The sequence below is a fragment of the Rhodohalobacter barkolensis genome, assembly GCF_002834295.1.
GTDB lineage: Bacteria > Bacteroidota > Rhodothermia > Balneolales > Balneolaceae > Rhodohalobacter > Rhodohalobacter barkolensis.
Genome location: NZ_PISP01000001.1, coordinates 696,583 through 714,734, shown reverse-complemented (window position 1 = coordinate 714,734; position 18,152 = coordinate 696,583). Strand labels below are relative to the sequence as shown.

The following is an 18,152-nucleotide window of genomic DNA, read 5'->3' as shown; positions in this document are numbered from 1 at the left end:
CTATTCATATTTACTGTTTTTAAAGGCATTTTTTAATGTTATTTTGTCAAGTCTTGTTCGGGTTGATTTTCATAGAATAATCCGGCGCATCAAAAAGATTTCTGTCTATGAAATACATCTTCTACCTGTCACTCTACTTCTCAAGTATATTGTTGATTACGGCTTGCAATGGCGGTCTGCAACAGACAGATTCACCCGTTCTGGCTCGTGCCGGTGGTGAAGTACTAACTCTTCAAATGGCTTTGGAAGAGATCCCCAAAACCGTGCTTGAGCAAGATTCCCTGCAAGCCATTCAAAGTTACACCGACCAGTGGATTAACTCTGCAGTTACCGTAAAACACGCTCAAAATATTGGATTAGATAAAACTTCTGAAGTTGGTAGAAAACTTCAACGAATGGAAAATCAACTGCTTGAGCAGGCTTTAAAAGATTATCTCGTAGATAGAAATTTAGATGAGATTGAAGTTACACGTGAAGAAGCACAAACTTATTATCAAACACACAAAGATCAATTCACACTGGATGAGAAATATGTGCGTTATCGCCATATCACGACTCAGACAAGAACTGATGCCGATAACGCCAACCGGGATCTCATGAGAGGCAGGGATTGGAGAGAAATTTTGGAGGATTACAGTACAAATCCTGACCTCCAATACAGACAATCCCAACAATTCTGGCCCATTTCCATGGCAGGAGAAGATATTCCAATGCTCAATCAGTATTTAACTGTAATTGGTTTATCAGAAAGATCACCTATCTACTTTTATGGCGGAAACTATCATTTAGTGCAGCTGATGGAAGAAAGACCTGCAGGCGATCATCCTGATCTTGATTGGCTTATTCCACAGATTGAAGAGTGGTTGAAACTCGAGAAAGCCAGAAGAATTACGAACAGTTACATTCGAAATCTGTATCTTGAGGCCAGCGCGAATAATGAAATCGATCGTACGAACGTTACGGATATCGAATCTATACTATCTGAATATCAAAATAACACAACTCAATAAGTAAATTACCTGAAGTTATAATGACTCATTTTTTAAAAAGGCTCCTCTTTCTTACTGTACTACTCACTATATTTTCTTCATCCATTTTTGCACAGCAATCCAATGTGGCAGATCGAATTATCGCTGTAGTCAATGACCGGATTATCCTCAAATCTGATGTGGATGATGAAGTTAGGCAATATATCAATCAAGCTGAAGCCCAGGGGGAAGAAGTAGAGTTTACAGAAGATTTATGGTATAGCGCTCTGCAAAGCATGGTAGATAACTTTGTGATGCTGGAACAAGCACAAATTGATTCCATCACAGTGTCAGACGACATGGTAAACCGTCAGATGGATACCAGAATTAATGATTTGGTTCGTCAGGCAGGAAGTGAAAGTGCTGTTGAAGAAGCCTTTGGAAAAAGTATAATTCAATTACGAGCTGATTTCAGGGACCAATTCAGAGAACAGATGATTGTTCAGCGAGTTCAACAGACGAGAATGAGTGATATCAACATTACCCGCCCAGAAGTTGAAGAGTTTTTTAATAACATACCGGATAATCAATTACCCACTATTCCGGAACAGGTCGGTATATCTCAAATTGTTGCAATTCCTCCCCCACTCGAAGATGCCCGCAGTCAGGCGTTTCAAAAAGCTGAAGCACTTCGTGATTCTGTTGTAAACCACGGAAAGAGTTTTGAAGAGATGGCTCGTCAATATAGTGAAGATCAGTCGGCACAGCGAGGAGGTTCTCTTCCAATGTTGCCGATCAACGATTTGGTAGCAAACTATTCTGCTGCTGCAACAGCACTTGAAGAAGGCGAAATATCTGAAGTGGTTAGAACTGAGTTTGGATATCATGTTATTCGATTAGATGATCGGCAAGGAGATCAAATTGCTACCAGTCATATTTTAGTAGAAATTGATGAAGAACAAGTTGATGAACAAATTGCCATAGACAAGCTCACTGCGATTAGAGACAGTGTGCTTAATCACGACAAACAATTTGCGGAAATGGCACGTAGATATTCTGAAGATGAAGAGACTAAATCTTTTGGCGGCAGAGTTGTAAATAGGCAGACAGGTGAGCGTTTAATCCCAATAAGTCAGCTTGAACCTGCACTCTACCGAATTGTATTGCTGCTTGAAGAAGAGGGCCAAATTTCAGAACCTCGGTCATATAATCCACCCAGACAAAATGTAAGCCGCGCGTTTCGAATTGTTCGTTTAGACAGACACATACCCGAGCATATTGCGAGTCTTGAACAAGATTATGATCGCATCAGAGATATCGCTTTACAACAAAAGCAGATGAACGAGTTCAGAAGCTGGCTGGAAAATTTACGGGAAGAATTTTACATAGAGTTTAAAATCCCAATGCCCGATGTAGAAAGTTTAACGGAACCGACTGAAATGGAAGAGCCCATAGACGCTACTCCTTAATCATATCATTTTTTATTATGAGTTCAGTAAAAATGGAGGTTCCGGAAAAAGCAGCCGAATTATTTAGCCGATCTTTTTCTGATATCAAAAAAGAGATTTCAAAAGTTGTTGTTGGGCAGACAGATGTAGTCGATCAGCTTTTAATCTCTCTCTTTTCAGGAGGTCATTGTGTTCTTGTAGGCGTACCGGGATTAGCCAAAACGCTATTGATTCAAACGGTAGCCGAGACGATGAATCTCTCGTTCAGCAGGATTCAGTTCACCCCCGATTTAATGCCCGGTGATATTACCGGAACCGAAGTTATCGAGGATGACAAAGAAACCGGTCGAAAACACTTCAAGTTCATTAAGGGACCCATTTTTGCAAACATTGTTCTCGCCGATGAAATTAACCGTACCCCTCCAAAAACACAGGCTGCACTTCTGGAGGGCATGCAGGAACATAAAGTGACCGCATCCGGGCAGACATTTACACTGGATGATCCATTTTTTGTTTTGGCCACCCAAAATCCAATTGAACAGGAAGGAACCTATCCCCTGCCCGAAGCACAGCTCGACAGATTTATGTTTCATATTCATCTGAATTATCCTAACCCGGATGAAGAGAAACAAATTGTAAAACAGACAACATCAGTAAGGAATACAAGCATAGAATCTATACTTGAGAAAAGTCAGATTCTTGATTTTCAAAAGCTGATACGGGAAGTACCGGTACCCGAACACGTATTGGATAAAACCATAAAACTGGTTACTCAAACTCGCCCTAAAACAGATCAAGCTCCGGAATTCGTCAATAAATATTTAAGTTGGGGAGCCGGCCCAAGGGCCTCACAATATTTGATTTTAGGTGCAAAGACCCGTGCCCTTTCAAAAGGACGTTACAATGTTGAAATGGAGGATGTGGAAGCACTATCTATTCCTGTTCTTCGACACAGAATTGTAACCAATTATGCAGCTGAAGCAGAAGGGTTAACTACAGTAGATATTATTGACCAACTCTTGAATACACTTTAACGTGTATTAAGCCAAGATTCACACAATAATTTAGCGTATGTACAGTGCATTTTTTCAGGGAGTGAGCCCTGTACTTCCACTTCTGATTTTAACAATACTGGCTCTCCTGTCTGTTGCTGTTGCATATTTCAGCTACCGGGATTTGACCAAAGGTGGTCCTGTTAAGAAATGGGCGTTAATTGCACTTCGGTCCTCCTCACTCATTATTTTAATTTTACTGCTGCTCAATCCATTTCTAACCTTTGAGACCAGCACGACTGAGACGCCTCAAATTGCCGTCTATTTTGATAATTCAAGCAGTGTTTCCCTGGAAAGGGGCAGCTATTCAGGTTTAGATGATTATCAAGGCTGGATAGATCAGTTTCGTGACGTGCAAGATGATCGTTTTAACTACTCTGAATACCTGTTCGATACTGAAATTTATTCAGATGAAACTTTACAACTGAATGGCTCAGGTACTCACCTTAATGCTGTTGTGAATCATATTTTGGAAAATGAAAATCAGGTTACAGCCGCAGTGATATTTAGTGATGGAATAGCCACTCAGGGAAGAAATCCAATATTCACTTCTTCCGATCTTTCCATTCCGGTTTTTACTGTTCCATTGGGAGATACAACAACTGTAAGAGATATTTCTGTAGCCAATGTAAACTTTAACGACCCTGTTTATACGAATACTGTAAACAGAATTACTGCTGAAATACAGTACCAGCAGGCTGAAGGTGAACGTACCGAAGTGAGATTAATCGAAAATGGTGTTTTGATTGAATCTGAAGAAATTGAAATTCAAACAGCTTCAGGCAGTCAGCAAATAGAGTTTGACAGGCAATACAGCGAACCCGGTTTCAAAGAGTTAGCCGTTGAAATCACACCCATTAAAAATGAGTTTACAACTGAAAATAATCGGTTTGAATTTACAACAGATGTATTAGATGATAAAACCCGGATTCTCTCGATCGCTTTCGAAATACATCCTGATGTTGCCGCAATTCGAAATCAAATTGCTACAGACATTCAGAATGAATTGATTAAATCCACCTGGATCGGAACAGATCAGTTTGCTGATACAGATCCTTTTTCTCCCGACATAGACATCGATGATATTGATCTTATTATACTACACGGTAAACCTCCTACAGGATCAGACGTCACTAATCAAATAGATGAACTGATTGAGCAAAAGCCTCTGCTTACATTTGCACTCCCATCATCATTTTCCGGTGAATCAGATTTAAACAGCTCAGAAATCATAACTCATCAAAATCTGCAATCTCCCATTGATATCAGACCAGTGAGGCTTTCTGCTGATCTTACACACCCCTTACTGGAACTGACGATTCCTCCGGAGCGCTCTCTGCCAGCTTTGACTGCACATCAGGGGAATTATACTGTAGCTCCCTCAGGACAAACCCTGCTTACTGCAAATTTTCAGGGTACAGCTACAGATATTCCCGTTTTAGTATCCGATGAGGGAAGCAATTTGAGACAATCATCCATAAATGCATATGGCTGGTATCAATATCGATTAAGCAATCAGGATCAAACCGTTGAATTTTTCAGATCTTTGGTAGACAACCTGGTTTCATGGACATCAACGCCGCCCGATCGCAGGAGACTAATCATTGAACCCATTCAAAACCAATTTACAGAGAATGAATCCGTTCAATTACGTGGCACCTTATTCAATGAGCGTGGTGAAACAGAACCAAATGGCTTAATTGAAGTTCGTTTGATTGATACAGAAGAAGAAGTCTCTGACCGGACATTTAGAATGACGAACACGAATTCAGAAACCTATACTGCCGATATCGGAAGATTACCCAGTGGAGTTTACAGAGCAGAAGCTGTCGCAACACTGAATAACCGGGAACTTGGAACCGACGAAACAAGAATAGTGGTCGGCCAATCAAATATTGAACTCCTGAATACACGCCGCGATGATCTAACGTTGCGAAATATTGCGGAAAACAGTGGGGGATTATTTTTAGAAAACCACGACTTCGAGCGTTTTAACACTTATTTAGAGGATGAAAGGCTATTTGAGGAAATTGAAGAGATCACTTCTACGCAATCGTACCTTTTCCAATTTCATTATTTATGGTTCTTTGCGGTACTGATATTACTCACTGCAGAATGGCTCATTAGGCGTTCCCTCTCAATGGTATAACTCTTTCAATAAATAGATAACGAGGTTTTGTCTAAGGAGAATTTATCAGACAAAAAATTATCACACAATGGATGTAGATCCGCATTTTCTTTCTTCTAACCAGTGAACGAAATTTCTAACACTTACAAAACTGATTCCTGATACTTTGCAATATCTCCACTATATTGTATTCGGTTTTATAGTTGAGGGTAATTATTACTTGGACTTTTCAACTCTTAAATCATAACTATAACTATTACAGATTTATTTACTTCATGAAATACTTTTCCTATACATTTATAACTTTGGCCTTTACGGCACTTTTTCTTTTTTCAGCCTGCGAATCAGGCAATTACAGTTCTGAGGCAGATTTAAGTTCAAAAGCTGATTCTGTCAGTTACAGCATTGGCTTCCTTCAGGGATCCGGCATGGCGCAGGAAGGTTTAACCGACATCGAAATGAAAAATTTTGTTGCCGGCTTTCAACAAGCATTAGCCGAAGAAGATCCTGAGATGGAGATGGCTGCAATGCAGCAAACGATTCAATCATACATGATGGAAATCCAGCAACGTCAGGAAATGGAGCGATCTGAGCAAGCTGAAGGAGTACGTGCAGAAGGTCAGGAATTTCTGGATGAGAATGCAGAGAAAGAAGATGTAATGGTTACAGAATCCGGTCTTCAGTACAGAGTGATTGAAGAAGGATCAGGTGAGCGTCCATCTGCCGAAGATGAAGTGGAAGTACACTATCGCGGCACGCTCATCTCAGGCGAAGAATTTGACAGTTCTTACAGCAGAGAGCAGACTATTACTTTCCCATTAAACGGCGTCATTCCGGGATGGACTGAAGGATTGCAGTTAATGCGCGAAGGTGCTACTTATGAGTTCTTTATTCCATCAGAACTCGCTTATGGAACAAACCCACCTCCCGGAAGCATTATTCTACCGGGCTCAGTACTGATCTTTGAAGTTGAACTAATCGACATCAAAGAGTAATACTCTTTTTCTATCTTTTTTTGGAAGTATGAGGCGTGAGTCATAAATCTCTCACGTCTCATTTCTCATATCTCACATCTATCCTATGGATCCCCTCAAAAATACCATACACATCCGTGCCAAAGCACTTGAGTTGGGATTTGATCGCTGCGGTTTTGCCAAAGCCGGTAAACTGGACGAGGAAGCCTACAGGCTCGAGGAGTGGTTAAATTCCGGTCATCACGGAAATATGAACTGGATGGAAAACTATTTCGATAAAAGAACAGACCCTACCAAACTTGTACCCGGAGCGAAGAGTGTAGTCAGTGTTATTGCAGGATACCGCTTCGAAGAGAACGAACAGTATGATCAGAATTATAAAGTGCCAAAAATTTCTAAATATGCACGCGGAAGAGACTATCACAAACTCTTCAAAAATCGTTTAAAACATCTTTTTCGCTACTCTCAGGATTTGATTGGTGATATTAACGGCCGCATTTTTGTTGATTCCGCTCCTGTTTTAGACCGTGCGTGGGGACGGCTATCCGGTAATGGCTGGATTGGCAAGAACAGCATGCTGATGAACAAAACACACGGTTCATGGTTTTTTATTGGGGAGATGATTCTGGACGTTCCATTTGTTTATGATGCTCCTGAAACGGACCACTGCGGCACTTGTACCAAATGTATCGACGCCTGCCCTACAGATGCAATATACGAGCCTCAAAAAGTGGATGGAAGCAAGTGTATCTCCTACTTAACCATAGAGATGAAAGAGACCATGCCGAAAGAGTTTCAAGAGCAACTTGGCGAATGGATGTTTGGATGTGATATTTGTCAGGATGTCTGTCCCTGGAATCGAAAGGCTGAATATGGAAATTATAAAGATTTAAAACCCCGGGAAAATGTTCTCTACCCTGCCGATCGTAAATGGAGCGAAATAACAGAAAAAGAATTCGACGATATATTTGAAGGGAGTGCCGTACGCAGAGCCACTCATAAGTGGTTTGTCAGAAATGCGAAGCTGGCAGAACAAAATTTAAAAAGTAAATAATTTTTACCGAGACTTTCCTTTCTAAAGGATTAGCAAAATAAATTTTGGCGCAGGTATCAGAATTGCAAATAACCACCCGAGTACATTAGGTTTTTAAACCTTTCAGATTTAAAACTCTCCCCTTCTATCCTTTAATTCTTTGTAAAGCATTTCACGGGCTCTGAATATATGCGCCTTCACAGTTCCCAAAGGCAGATCGAGTTGTTCAGAAATCTCATCGTAGCTCAGCTCATCGAAATGCCGAAGCTTGATTACAACTCGATATTTTTCAGGCAGTTCTTCTATTGCTTCATGAATAATACTGCTGCGTTGTTTTCGAATAATTGTTCGATCGGTTTCAGATTGTTCATCTTCAATCTGAATTTTCATCTCACCTTCCCTGGTTTTCAAAGGCTCATCAATAGATGTGGTTTGCAGCTTTTTTTTGCGCAAATAATCGATGGCGTGGTTGGTGGTAATTCGATAAAGCCAGGTAGAAAAAGCGTAATTGGTATTATATGATTCCAGGTTGTCAAATGCCTTCATGAATGCTTCCTGAACCAAATCCCGAACCTGCTCTTTATCCTTCACCATTTTTATCAAATGGTAATAAAGAGGCGTCTCATATTTTTCAGTAAGTGTTTTATAGGCTTCCTGATCGCCCGAAACAGCTCTTTCTACAAGTTTATCATCTTCAAGACTACTTGCAGATGCATTTTCGCGGGTCGTCGTCTGTTGGTCTGTATTAATTTTATCGTCCGACATCTAAATAAATTCAAATAAGATGTTAAACCGATGATAGGTTTAACTGCCTCTTTACGCTAATATATAGTAGAGAGTATATAAAATTTAAACCTCTACACGAACAGAAAATAAACATAACAATAGCACTATGAAAAAACTACTGACATATTCACTTGCATTAATTTTTGTATTTGTAATTCATTCTACTGCAGTTGCACAAACAAGCGTAGGTGGTGGCCTCGCTTACGGTGAAAATATAGAAGAAATCGGTCTTAAAATTGATGGAATCTATACAATAAATGAAGATTTCCGCGCAGGAGCAGATATCATCTATTACTTCACCGGCGACGGCATCACATTTTGGGAGCTTAACCTGAATGGTAATTACCTTTTTGTTAAAGAAGATGATCTTATTGTCTATGCTTTATCAGGTATAAACTATGCTCGTCAAAGTTTCGATTTAGATGGTATGAATGATGTATCGAACTCAGAATTGGGTTTAAACATTGGCGCAGGTTTGGAGTACGATCTTGATTTTGCCAAGCTCGCACCGGAAATCAAGTATGCTTTAAGTGATTATGACCAACTGGTTGTGTCAGTTGGATTAAGATTTCCAATCAATTAAACGAATTCACTGACTATCAAGACAGAGTAAGGCGTTCATATTTTTAATGAACGCCTTTTTAATTTCATATAAGTAATTAAACAGTCAGGCATCATTTATAGATTTAAACTCGATATCAGTATTCCGTGACGAATTCCACCCGTTGATACAGTTAGCTCGTCAAATTCAAACAGTTTCATAAACTCATCCAAAATGATAAGTCCGCCGGTAATCACGTCTCCTCTGCCTTTCAAAAAGGGTGAGTACTTCTCTTCAATTTCCCTTGAGGTAATTTTAGCAAATTCGTTAATAAAGCGCTGGACATCACTTCTTTTTAACCGATAGCCGTTTATTTTTTCTGCTTGATAATCGTTTAATCCCAATAAAATTGCAGCAATCGAAGTCACTGTTCCCGCAACCCCAACAAGTTCAAATCCTTGTAGACTAACACTATTTTTATCAAGCAAAGACTGCGCTTCGCTTCGGACTGCCTCTATTTGATCCCTCGTCGGGGGATCGTTCAGTAAATATCTCTCCGAAAACCTTACGCTACCCATATCCACGGATATTCCACTGTTCAGCACTAAGCCATTTCCCCCAGCAATTTCTGTACTGCCTCCACCAATATCTAACACTACAAATTTTTTATTTTGATAAGGCAAAACACTTATCGCACCGGAATATGTTGTTTCAGCCTCTTCATCACCGCTTAGAAGTCTCACTTCCCATCCGGTTTCCTGAAATATCTGTTCTAAAAATTGATTTCTGTTAGATGAGTCACGTACTGCACTGGTTGCCGTTACAATTACTTCATCAATTAATTCCGGATAATTTTGCTCAAGGTAAGCACGGTAATTTTTAAGCACACTGATCACTCTCTCACAACTCTCCGGATGCAAATTTTTATCACTGTCTACACCTTTTCCCAGTCTCGGAATTTCCTGTAACTCGTCTAAAACCTCTAATTGATTATCATCAAAGCAAGCTACAAGTAGCAACACTGAGTTGGTTCCAATATCAATAGAAGCATAAACAGGTGAAGAATTCATCTTAGGCTTGAATCTTTTTTAAATGAAATAGAATCCATTCATCCTCTCTCGTTTGCTCAACAATATCTACAGGGTGAATCTTCAACACTTCCCGTATGATATCTTCATCTGTGTTCAATAAACCGGTTAAACATATATCTCCACCGATATTCGTATGCTTTACCAGAAATGGAATAATTTCAAGAATAACGTTTCTGTTAATATTGGCAAGGGTCACGTCAAAAATCTCGGTATCTTTAACCTGTTCAACGCTTCCAAATCGTATATCTACCTGGTCACCAACATTATTGATCAGTGCATTCTCTGTTGCGTTTACTTCACTCCAGGAATCCACATCAAAACCAACAGCCTTTTTTGCGCCTAATTTTACCGTAGCAATTGCCAATATTCCGGTTCCGGTTCCGGCGTCTAAAACTTTCTTTCCGGATACATCAATCGATGAAAGTTGATTAAGCATCAAACGGGTAGTGGCGTGATATCCGGTCCCGAATGCCATCTTAGGATCGATTTCGACGAGAATTTGTCCCTTTGATGGAGTTACGGTTGACCACGTTGGACGAACAAAAAACTGTCCGATAACCTGAGGCTGAATAGATTTTTCCCACTCCTGATTCCAGTTCTGTTCTTCAAGATCTTCCGTTTCTACAAACTCTGCGTCGGGATAGATTCCTATCATCTGTTCGATCATTTCCCGGTTCGAGTCATTGTATCGGGGCTTTTCTACGTATGCTATCAAACGGTTATCAAACTGTTCAAACCCGTAAAAATCCATCTCCATCAATTCAGCAATAAATGGTTCCTGATAACGATCCTTAAGTTTGAATACCAGTTTAATATAGTTCATCCAATATTACTCTATCTCAGTTCTCAGTTCTCAGTTTAAAATAAGCAGAATATTTCAGACTCTTGGTAAAACTAAACTTTTACCTTGCTCTCCTGCTTCGGGTCTAAATCGTAGAGTGAGGAAACCGTAGCCTGAATGGTTTTATACCACTCATTCCCATACTTGTCATTAATTTCATAAAAATCTGAGAAATCCGGTCGTCTTACCTTCATTTTCCACTCCTGATTTTTCGCTTTAAATACAGGATCGATGTGAAGTAATTGATGGTACATCAACATTTTTTTGGTGTCTTTATCGAGCATATCCCATAAATCTCCGGACACTTCAATCAGATAATCATTACCGGAGTAGTGCTTCACCTCTCTTGTTGCTTTCATACATTTTGCAGCTCTCTGCTTGGATATGTTTGGATAAACCAAAAGATACCCTACTTGAGCAGGGCCGAGTTCAATTTTGTGAGTTTCAATAACTTCTTTGGCAATTTCTTCAATTTCCGGAGCTTCCATCAACTGTTTATCCGTTAGCTTGATTTCGCCTTCAGGTTTCAGATAGTCATTATCGGCCATAATTATTTACTAGACAGGTTTAATTCACAATTCTTTTTTGAGTGGATGCCGAAGATATCAAAGGTAAGAGTGAATAGCGAACAGATAATATATATTAAACACAAAAAAAGCCGTACCTGTTATCCACAGATACGGCCTCCACTTTAGGTGTTCACTCTAGTTAATTAGTACCCAAGTTCACTGCAACTTGTAGTAACATAGCTGTCATTCCAGCAAACTTTTTCCACTCCTACTTCTTCCATATATCCTGTATTTGAGTCGGTATTCCAATACACAATCATTGTAGAATTATCTTCAAGAAGATCTACATAATTAATTGTGTTATCCGCACCATCTTTTACATAGGTTAGTGATCCCACTTCTCCTGTTTCATCATCCGTTATAGTCAGCTCCATCCAGTAATCACTTTCTGAACTAAACTCCCACTCGTAATAGAGAATAGGTTCGGTAACAGCCGGATCAGCTGAATAATAAGACCACTCTCCATATCCATTATCGTGAGTCGTATAGCCGGACATCAAACGCTGATTATCCCAATTCTCACCGGTTTCCGGATCCGATCCATCGAGATACATATTCCATTCTATTCCTTCTCCGATATCCTCCGCTGTAATTCGAATGGTAATCGACTCGTATGTATACTCCCATACCCACATTCCGTCTTCATATGCAGTATCTTCACTGGAACTCATTTCAAAATAGATTTGTCCAAAACTCATATAGCTTTGAAGCGTTGTATTGGCCATCCCCGCAAAACTGCTGGCCGTATTAAATGTTTGATATTCTGTGTCAGTGCCTGCATCTGAATCATCAAAATAGCTAAGATCTACCTGAACGGGAGTCGTTTCGGGCAGATCAGGTTCTTGTTCAAACACTGCTTCAATGGTGTGATCACTCTGTACATTTTCGAATGAATAACTTTCCACAGCTCCTTCTGAGCTACCGTCAACCAACACATCTTGTATCACATAACCCGAACTGGCTGATATATCAAACGTTTGATCATCCCCCTCTTCTACAGTGATATTACCATTTGGACTAATTGAACCCCCATCATTTGATGTTGTTGAAATCGTATACTCAACTACATCCTCCTCTTCATTAGAGTCCGGTCCGGAAACGTCGTCAGAACACGAAGTAAATAGAAAAGCAAACCCAATGAATAGTGCGATAAAACTAAGCGCTAAATTTTTATAGATTCTCATGACTGTAATTATTTTAATTTTAAAAAAAAACAAACTTAACCTACTCTATTAAGCGAGAAAAAAGTTCTTTGTCTATCATTTTTTTATAAAAAAAATATCAGATCATAAACTCTCTTTTTACTTATCCACTCAGGAGTTCTTATCTTGTAAATACAGAGTGATATTCATAAAAAATCAGCTAACTATTACACCATGAAATATCTTCCATCAGAAGAGGCAGTTAAGAGTATTCAATCAAAGGATAAAGTTTATATACATACTGCAGCTGCAGCTCCCTTACAACTAATCAAGGCAATGACTGACCGGCACAGTGAGTTACGGGATGTCAATATATATCACCTGCATACAGAAGGTCCTGCTCCATACGTGCACCCTGATTTTAAAGACTCCTTTAATACGAGAGCTTTTTTTGTAGCAGGTAATGTCCGGAATGCAATCAAAGAGGGTTACGCAGATTATATCCCAATTTTTTTAAGTGAAGTTCCTCATCTGTTTAATCGGGGTATCATTAAATTAGATGTAGCATTGGTTCAGGTGAGTCCGCCTGACAAACACGGTTTCTGTTCTATGGGCGTTTCTGTTGATGCATCTCGTGCCGCAGTCAATAATGCAACAACTGTTATTGCTCAGATCAATCCGAACATGCCGCGCACGCATGGTGATGGAATTATTCATCAGGACGAGATTGATATTGGTGTTGAAGTGGATGATCCGCTGCCTGAACATGCTCCTGCCGATCTTTCTGACGTTGAGCTTAAAATAGGCCGAAACTGTGCCAGTTTAATAGAAGATGGAGCTGCACTTCAGATGGGGATTGGCAGTATTCCCGACGCGGTGTTAGCCGCATTGAAGAATCATAAAAACCTTGGGGTACATACTGAAATGTTTTCAGATGGCTTAATTTCATTAGTTGAATCCGGGGTCATAAATAACAGCAATAAAAAAATTCACCCCAACCGGATTGTCTCCTCTTTTGCTGTGGGAACGAGAAAGCTTTATGACTTTATGGATGATAATCCCAATTTGGCAATGCTCGATTGCGCTTATGTGAATGATACTGCTGTAATACGCAGAAACCCAAAAGTAACGGCTGTAAACAGTGCCATTGAAGTAGATTTGACCGGACAAGTTTGTGCTGATTCTATTGGTACCTATCTATACTCGGGTGTTGGCGGACAGATGGATTTTATCCGAGGTGCATCTTTGTCTGAAAGAGGTAAGCCGATTATTGCCCTTCCCTCTACAACAAAACGTGGTGCAAACCGCATTGTTCCATTTCTTAAACAAGGTGCCGGCGTAGTAACTACCAGGGCTCACGTTCATTATGTGGTTACCGAATATGGAGTAGCCAGTTTATATGGTAAAGGAATGAAAGAGCGTGCCACAGAATTAATTAACATCGCACATCCCGATCATCGTGAGATGTTGGATCGTGCTGCTCACGACCGTTTCAAGTCGCTATAATTCATTATATTACAATCGATTCTAAAACATCTCGATTCTTAAAAATAATTTCATTAAATCATTCATGAATAGCTCAAAGCAGGATAATCGACTTCCACACAGTTCTAATCAGATCAATGAACTTTTAAATTCATTTACATCAAACCCGGCGGGCAAACTCATCATATTAGCCGGAAAAAATGTTGGAGAAAAGAAGAATCTGGTTCAGAAAATCAAGAAAAGTTCTGCCAACGTTAAAGAGATTGATCTCAGAGATGTAATTTCAACAGTTGAAGAGGAGACCTACGAAAAATTGGATAACCTCTTTGATACACTTAAGAATAACCAAATTGTTCATTTAATGAACGGTGACGTACTGAGTGGTGAGTACACAGGAAATACTTACTCATTTCGCAGATACGCATCACCACAGGAGAAATATCTTCTTAGAAAACTGGAAAAGAGCAGTAACGGTTTTGTTCTTGACCTTTTAGATGAAGCAAATGTAAATCACATGATGGAACGGAAATCTGAGGCTATCATTGATTTTAATGCACCGAAAAGCGGATTTGGTAAACTCTTCTGGAAATTAAAGCAGATCAGCGTGCATGGTCATACTTTTGAGAATAAACGACCTCTCAAAAAGTAAACGTAAAATTATCCTGGTATCGTAAAAAGCGAAATCAGAGCTTGTGCGGGGTTAAGAACAAAAACCTTCGAAAGATTTTTTTACTCTGTTGGAATGCGATTGTAGATCAACTCAAGTAAAACATCTCCAACAGCTTGCATAACATTTTGATCGATGATTTCGATGTTATCTCTGTGAGTATGCCAATAGTGAGGGAAGTCGATAGTGCCGGATTCATTTACACGATGGTGGATAATATTGATCATTGGAATTCCGGTATACTGTTCAACGATAACATGATCATCGGCAACTCTGCCACCGCGTTCATCTAAAAAGAGTGAATCGTGTCCTTTTTCTGAAGCAATTGTCCAAATTTCATCAACCAGCTTCGGAGCAAATCCCAGCGAATGCCCCTCCTTTGGGAATACAGCTCCTTCTCCTCCAACCATATCCAAAAGAATACCAAATCGGGGATTATAACCCGGAACCGGAGGATTCTGTGACCAATATCTGGATCCTATAAAATAGTTTGCCAGATCTCCCTCTTCTCCGTAGTCCTCTCCATCAAAAAGAATAATATCCACTCCAACGGGCAGATCATGTTCAGCAAATATATTTGCCAGTTCCATTAAAACAGCCACTCCGCTTGCTCCATCATCTGCACCAAGTATTGGATTTTCGGAATCTGTCGAATCTCGGTCGGCCCGGGGTCTGCTGTCCCAGTGTGCTGCCAATACTATACGATCCGAGTTTTCTGTACCAAATGAAGCTAAAATATTGTAGAAGGGAAGATTTTTATTATAGATCTCCTGTTCAAATTGCTGAATAAAAACTGATCGCTGACCTGCAGTTTCTTGAAAATGTTCTCTGAAATACTCTACAGCATCGCGGTGCGCTTCAGATCCGGGAACACGGGGTCCGAAATCTAACTGTTCCTCTACATACTTATACGCAGTTTCAGATTTAAATTGAGGAACATCTCTGCCTTGATCTTTAAATTTCAATCCGGTTGATTCTTCTGAACAGGAATAAAAAATCAATAACGATAGTAGAATTGCTAAAAGACGCATCATTTTTTTGAAGATCTGTGTACCATCGTAGAAGAAGATTGATCCGTTGGCAGCACAATCGTATCCATTATGTTAACATGCGGTGGTCGTGATGCCATAAAGATGATAATTTCAGCTATATCATCCGCAGTTAAAGGGTTTATATCAGAATAGACACTGTCTGCTGCCTCTTTGTCACCGTGAAAACGAACTTCACTGAATTCTGTTTCTACCAATCCCGGTGAAACGGCACTCACTCTTATACCGGTACCGTGTAAATCCATTTTCGTCGCTTGGGTGATCGCTTTTACGGCGTGTTTGGTTCCGCAATATACCGAACCTCCCGCGTATGCTTCATGACCTGCAATAGATCCCACATTGATAATGTGACCCTCGTTACTCTTTTTCATTCGCTCTGATACAAACCGGGTCATTGAAAGCAGACCTTTCACATTGGTATCAATCATTTTATCCCAATCTTCAAAATCTGCCTGATCAACAGGATCCTTACCTGATGCCAGTCCGGCATTGTTAACCAGAATATCGATCGGACCCTCTATGGATTCCACACAAGATTTGCACGCTTCACGATCGCGGATGTCAAAAGAATAGATCTCGATTTCTACACTGAACTTTGACTGGATATCATCGCGAATGGAAATTAATCGATCTTCCCTTCTTCCTGTTAAATAGAGGTTAGCACCTTCGCCCGCAAATTGGTAAGCCGTTGCTTTTCCAATACCTGATGTTGCACCCGTGATTAATATCCACTTACCAGAAAGTCTGTTATTTGACATATCGCTTTAAGATTCAGTTTGTTGATTTTAAAATCGGATCTGCCCTTCAAACAAAAAGTCGGTTTACGGATATTGAAATCGCTTAACTATCCGATTAACCGCTCTATACGCCGACCCGCTCTCAGTATCTCGGATTCTCTAAAACTGTTACCCAGAAACTGTACTCCTACCGGCAACCCGTTTGAATGTACACCAGCAGGCACACTGATCCCGCAAATTCCCGCAAGGTTTGCCGTGGTTGTATAAATATCATTCAGATACATTTGAACAGGATCATCTTGATTTGAACCTAAATCAAAGGCAGTTGTAGGTGCTGTCGGTGATACAATGACATCCACTTTTTCAAAAGCAGTTTCAAAATCTTGTTTAATCAGCCTTCTCACTTTTTGAGCTTTTGCATAGTAGGCGTCATAATAACCGGCACTTAATACATATGTGCCCAGCATAATTCTGCGCTTAACTTCACTCCCAAAACCTTCTGTTCGCGATTTTTTATAAAGGCGGGAAAGTGGTGAGTCCAGTTTGGTCAATCGCTCCAATGCCTCCTCTTTATCTGCACCTACAGCTATTTTAATCTCTTTTTCAATAGCTTCTTTCTCCTTACCCAACTCCTCTTCAATGGTCTTAAAATCAGCTCGATGCCCATATCGAACACCATCATAACGAGCAAGATTACTTGAAGCTTCTGCCGTTGCTAAAATATAGTAAGTAGCAATTCCATATTTAGTATGTGGCAGATTGATGGGAACCAGTTCTGCTCCTTCGCTTTCAAGACCTTTTAAACGGTCTTCTATCATCGTTCGAATTTCATCATCCAGCCCATCACCGAAATACTCTTTCGGCACACCAATTTTGAGTTTACCGGAATCGTTTTGAACAGCATCCAAATAGTTTTCAACTTTCACATCAGCAGATGAGTTATCCATTGGATCTTTCCCTGCAATATTCTGGAGCATTAGAGCGGCATCTTCCACACTGTTAGAAAATGGCCCGATACAGTCGAAAGAAGAAGCAAAAGCGACCAGTCCGTGACGGGAAACTCTGCTATAGGTTGGTTTTAATCCTACTACGCCACAGTATGAGGCAGGTTGTCGAATAGAACCGCCTGTGTCAGATCCCAAAGAGACGTTGCACATTCCGGCAGCAACCGCAGCAGCACTTCCTCCGCTCGATCCACCCGGCACTTTGGAAGTGTCATGAGGATTTTTAGCAGGACCATGATACGAATTCTCATTTGACGAGCCCATGGCAAATTCATCCATGTTACAGCGGCCAATCAATAAAGCATCTTCCCTTTTCAATTTTTCAATAACAGTAGCGTCGTATACACTTTCAAAGTTATTGAGCATTTTGCTGGAGCAGGTTAGCTTTTTACCCTTTTCACTGATCACATCTTTTACTCCAACCACTGCACCTACGAGATTACCACTCTTTCCGGAGTCAATTTTCTTTTGGATATCGGAAGCCTGTTTTAAAACAGAATCCTCATCAAAATGAACAATTGCATTGATTTCAGGATTTTTGGACTTAATTGTTTCGAGATATGTTGATGCAAGTTCCGGTAATTCTAATTCACCGGATTTCAGTTGCTCTTGAATCGAGAGCAGATTTTTCATTGAG

At 40.1% G+C, this 18,152-nt stretch carries 17 protein-coding genes; 9 read left to right on the top strand and 8 right to left on the bottom strand.

The window, feature by feature from the left end; genetic code table 11:
- Nucleotides 1-107: 107 nt before the first annotated feature.
- The 6 genes from CWD77_RS02855 to queG all read left to right on the top strand — a co-directional run bounded on the left by CWD77_RS02855 (nucleotide 108) and on the right by queG (nucleotide 7,624).
- Nucleotides 108-1,010, top strand: coding sequence for a peptidylprolyl isomerase (locus tag CWD77_RS02855; protein WP_101071716.1), 903 nt, complete (start codon nucleotides 108-110; stop codon nucleotides 1,008-1,010).
- A gap of 20 nt (nucleotides 1,011-1,030) precedes the next feature.
- Nucleotides 1,031-2,437: a peptidylprolyl isomerase gene (locus CWD77_RS02850; protein ID WP_101071715.1), complete on the top strand. Its 1,407-nt coding sequence runs from the start codon at nucleotides 1,031-1,033 to the stop codon at nucleotides 2,435-2,437.
- A gap of 17 nt (nucleotides 2,438-2,454) precedes the next feature.
- Complete coding sequence (locus CWD77_RS02845; protein WP_101071714.1) at nucleotides 2,455-3,450, top strand: AAA family ATPase; 996 nt, start codon at nucleotides 2,455-2,457, stop codon at nucleotides 3,448-3,450.
- A gap of 37 nt (nucleotides 3,451-3,487) precedes the next feature.
- Nucleotides 3,488-5,617 carry a hypothetical protein gene (locus CWD77_RS02840; RefSeq protein ID WP_101071713.1) on the top strand — a complete coding sequence of 710 codons (2,130 nt, stop codon included), beginning with the start codon at nucleotides 3,488-3,490 and terminating at the stop codon, nucleotides 5,615-5,617.
- Between the two features lie 254 nt (nucleotides 5,618-5,871).
- Complete coding sequence (locus CWD77_RS02835; protein ID WP_101071712.1) at nucleotides 5,872-6,591, top strand: FKBP-type peptidyl-prolyl cis-trans isomerase; 720 nt, start codon at nucleotides 5,872-5,874, stop codon at nucleotides 6,589-6,591.
- 85 nt (nucleotides 6,592-6,676) lie between these two features.
- The gene (gene queG, locus CWD77_RS02830; RefSeq protein WP_101071711.1) at nucleotides 6,677-7,624 is read left to right on the top strand and encodes a tRNA epoxyqueuosine(34) reductase QueG; all 948 of its coding nucleotides are present in this window, start codon (nucleotides 6,677-6,679) and stop codon (nucleotides 7,622-7,624) included.
- A 108-nt stretch (nucleotides 7,625-7,732) separates the two neighbouring features.
- Here the strand turns inward: queG and CWD77_RS02825 are convergent, their stop codons facing one another.
- Nucleotides 7,733-8,368 carry an RNA polymerase sigma factor gene (locus CWD77_RS02825; RefSeq protein ID WP_101071710.1) on the bottom strand — a complete coding sequence of 212 codons (636 nt, stop codon included), beginning with the start codon at nucleotides 8,366-8,368 and terminating at the stop codon, nucleotides 7,733-7,735.
- A gap of 127 nt (nucleotides 8,369-8,495) precedes the next feature.
- On the opposite strand from CWD77_RS02825, the gene CWD77_RS02820 reads away from it, so the two are divergent.
- Nucleotides 8,496-8,972 (top strand): porin family protein, encoded by a 477-nt coding sequence (locus CWD77_RS02820; protein ID WP_101071709.1) that lies wholly within the window; start codon nucleotides 8,496-8,498, stop codon nucleotides 8,970-8,972.
- A gap of 95 nt (nucleotides 8,973-9,067) precedes the next feature.
- Here the strand turns inward: CWD77_RS02820 and CWD77_RS02815 are convergent, their stop codons facing one another.
- From CWD77_RS02815 to CWD77_RS02800, 4 genes are all read right to left on the bottom strand, one after another.
- Nucleotides 9,068-10,000, bottom strand: a complete 933-nt coding sequence (locus CWD77_RS02815; RefSeq protein ID WP_101071708.1) for a Ppx/GppA phosphatase family protein — start codon at nucleotides 9,998-10,000, stop codon at nucleotides 9,068-9,070.
- A gap of 1 nt (nucleotide 10,001) precedes the next feature.
- Nucleotides 10,002-10,844, bottom strand: a complete 843-nt coding sequence (gene prmA / locus CWD77_RS02810; protein ID WP_101071707.1) for a 50S ribosomal protein L11 methyltransferase — start codon at nucleotides 10,842-10,844, stop codon at nucleotides 10,002-10,004.
- Between the two features lie 71 nt (nucleotides 10,845-10,915).
- Nucleotides 10,916-11,410 (bottom strand): putative metallopeptidase, encoded by a 495-nt coding sequence (locus tag CWD77_RS02805; protein WP_101071706.1) that lies wholly within the window; start codon nucleotides 11,408-11,410, stop codon nucleotides 10,916-10,918.
- A 164-nt stretch (nucleotides 11,411-11,574) separates the two neighbouring features.
- A complete protein-coding gene (locus CWD77_RS02800; protein ID WP_101071705.1) occupies nucleotides 11,575-12,615 on the bottom strand; it encodes a hypothetical protein in 1,041 nt (346 codons plus the stop codon).
- 192 nt (nucleotides 12,616-12,807) lie between these two features.
- Here CWD77_RS02800 and CWD77_RS02795 point away from each other — a divergent pair, with 192 nt between their 5' ends.
- Nucleotides 12,808-14,079 (top strand): acetyl-CoA hydrolase/transferase family protein, encoded by a 1,272-nt coding sequence (locus CWD77_RS02795; protein WP_101071704.1) that lies wholly within the window; start codon nucleotides 12,808-12,810, stop codon nucleotides 14,077-14,079.
- Between the two features lie 64 nt (nucleotides 14,080-14,143).
- On the top strand, nucleotides 14,144-14,707 hold the full coding sequence (locus tag CWD77_RS02790; RefSeq protein ID WP_101071703.1) for a hypothetical protein: 564 nt from the start codon (nucleotides 14,144-14,146) through the stop codon (nucleotides 14,705-14,707).
- An 80-nt stretch (nucleotides 14,708-14,787) separates the two neighbouring features.
- Here the strand turns inward: CWD77_RS02790 and CWD77_RS02785 are convergent, their stop codons facing one another.
- From CWD77_RS02785 to CWD77_RS02775, 3 genes are all read right to left on the bottom strand, one after another.
- Complete coding sequence (locus CWD77_RS02785; protein WP_240596615.1) at nucleotides 14,788-15,690, bottom strand: M28 family peptidase; 903 nt, start codon at nucleotides 15,688-15,690, stop codon at nucleotides 14,788-14,790.
- A gap of 65 nt (nucleotides 15,691-15,755) precedes the next feature.
- The gene (locus tag CWD77_RS02780) at nucleotides 15,756-16,532 is read right to left on the bottom strand and encodes an SDR family NAD(P)-dependent oxidoreductase (protein WP_101071701.1); all 777 of its coding nucleotides are present in this window, start codon (nucleotides 16,530-16,532) and stop codon (nucleotides 15,756-15,758) included.
- A gap of 86 nt (nucleotides 16,533-16,618) precedes the next feature.
- Nucleotides 16,619-18,148 carry an amidase family protein gene (locus tag CWD77_RS02775; RefSeq protein ID WP_101071700.1) on the bottom strand — a complete coding sequence of 510 codons (1,530 nt, stop codon included), beginning with the start codon at nucleotides 18,146-18,148 and terminating at the stop codon, nucleotides 16,619-16,621.
- Between the last annotated feature and the right edge of the window lie 4 nt (nucleotides 18,149-18,152).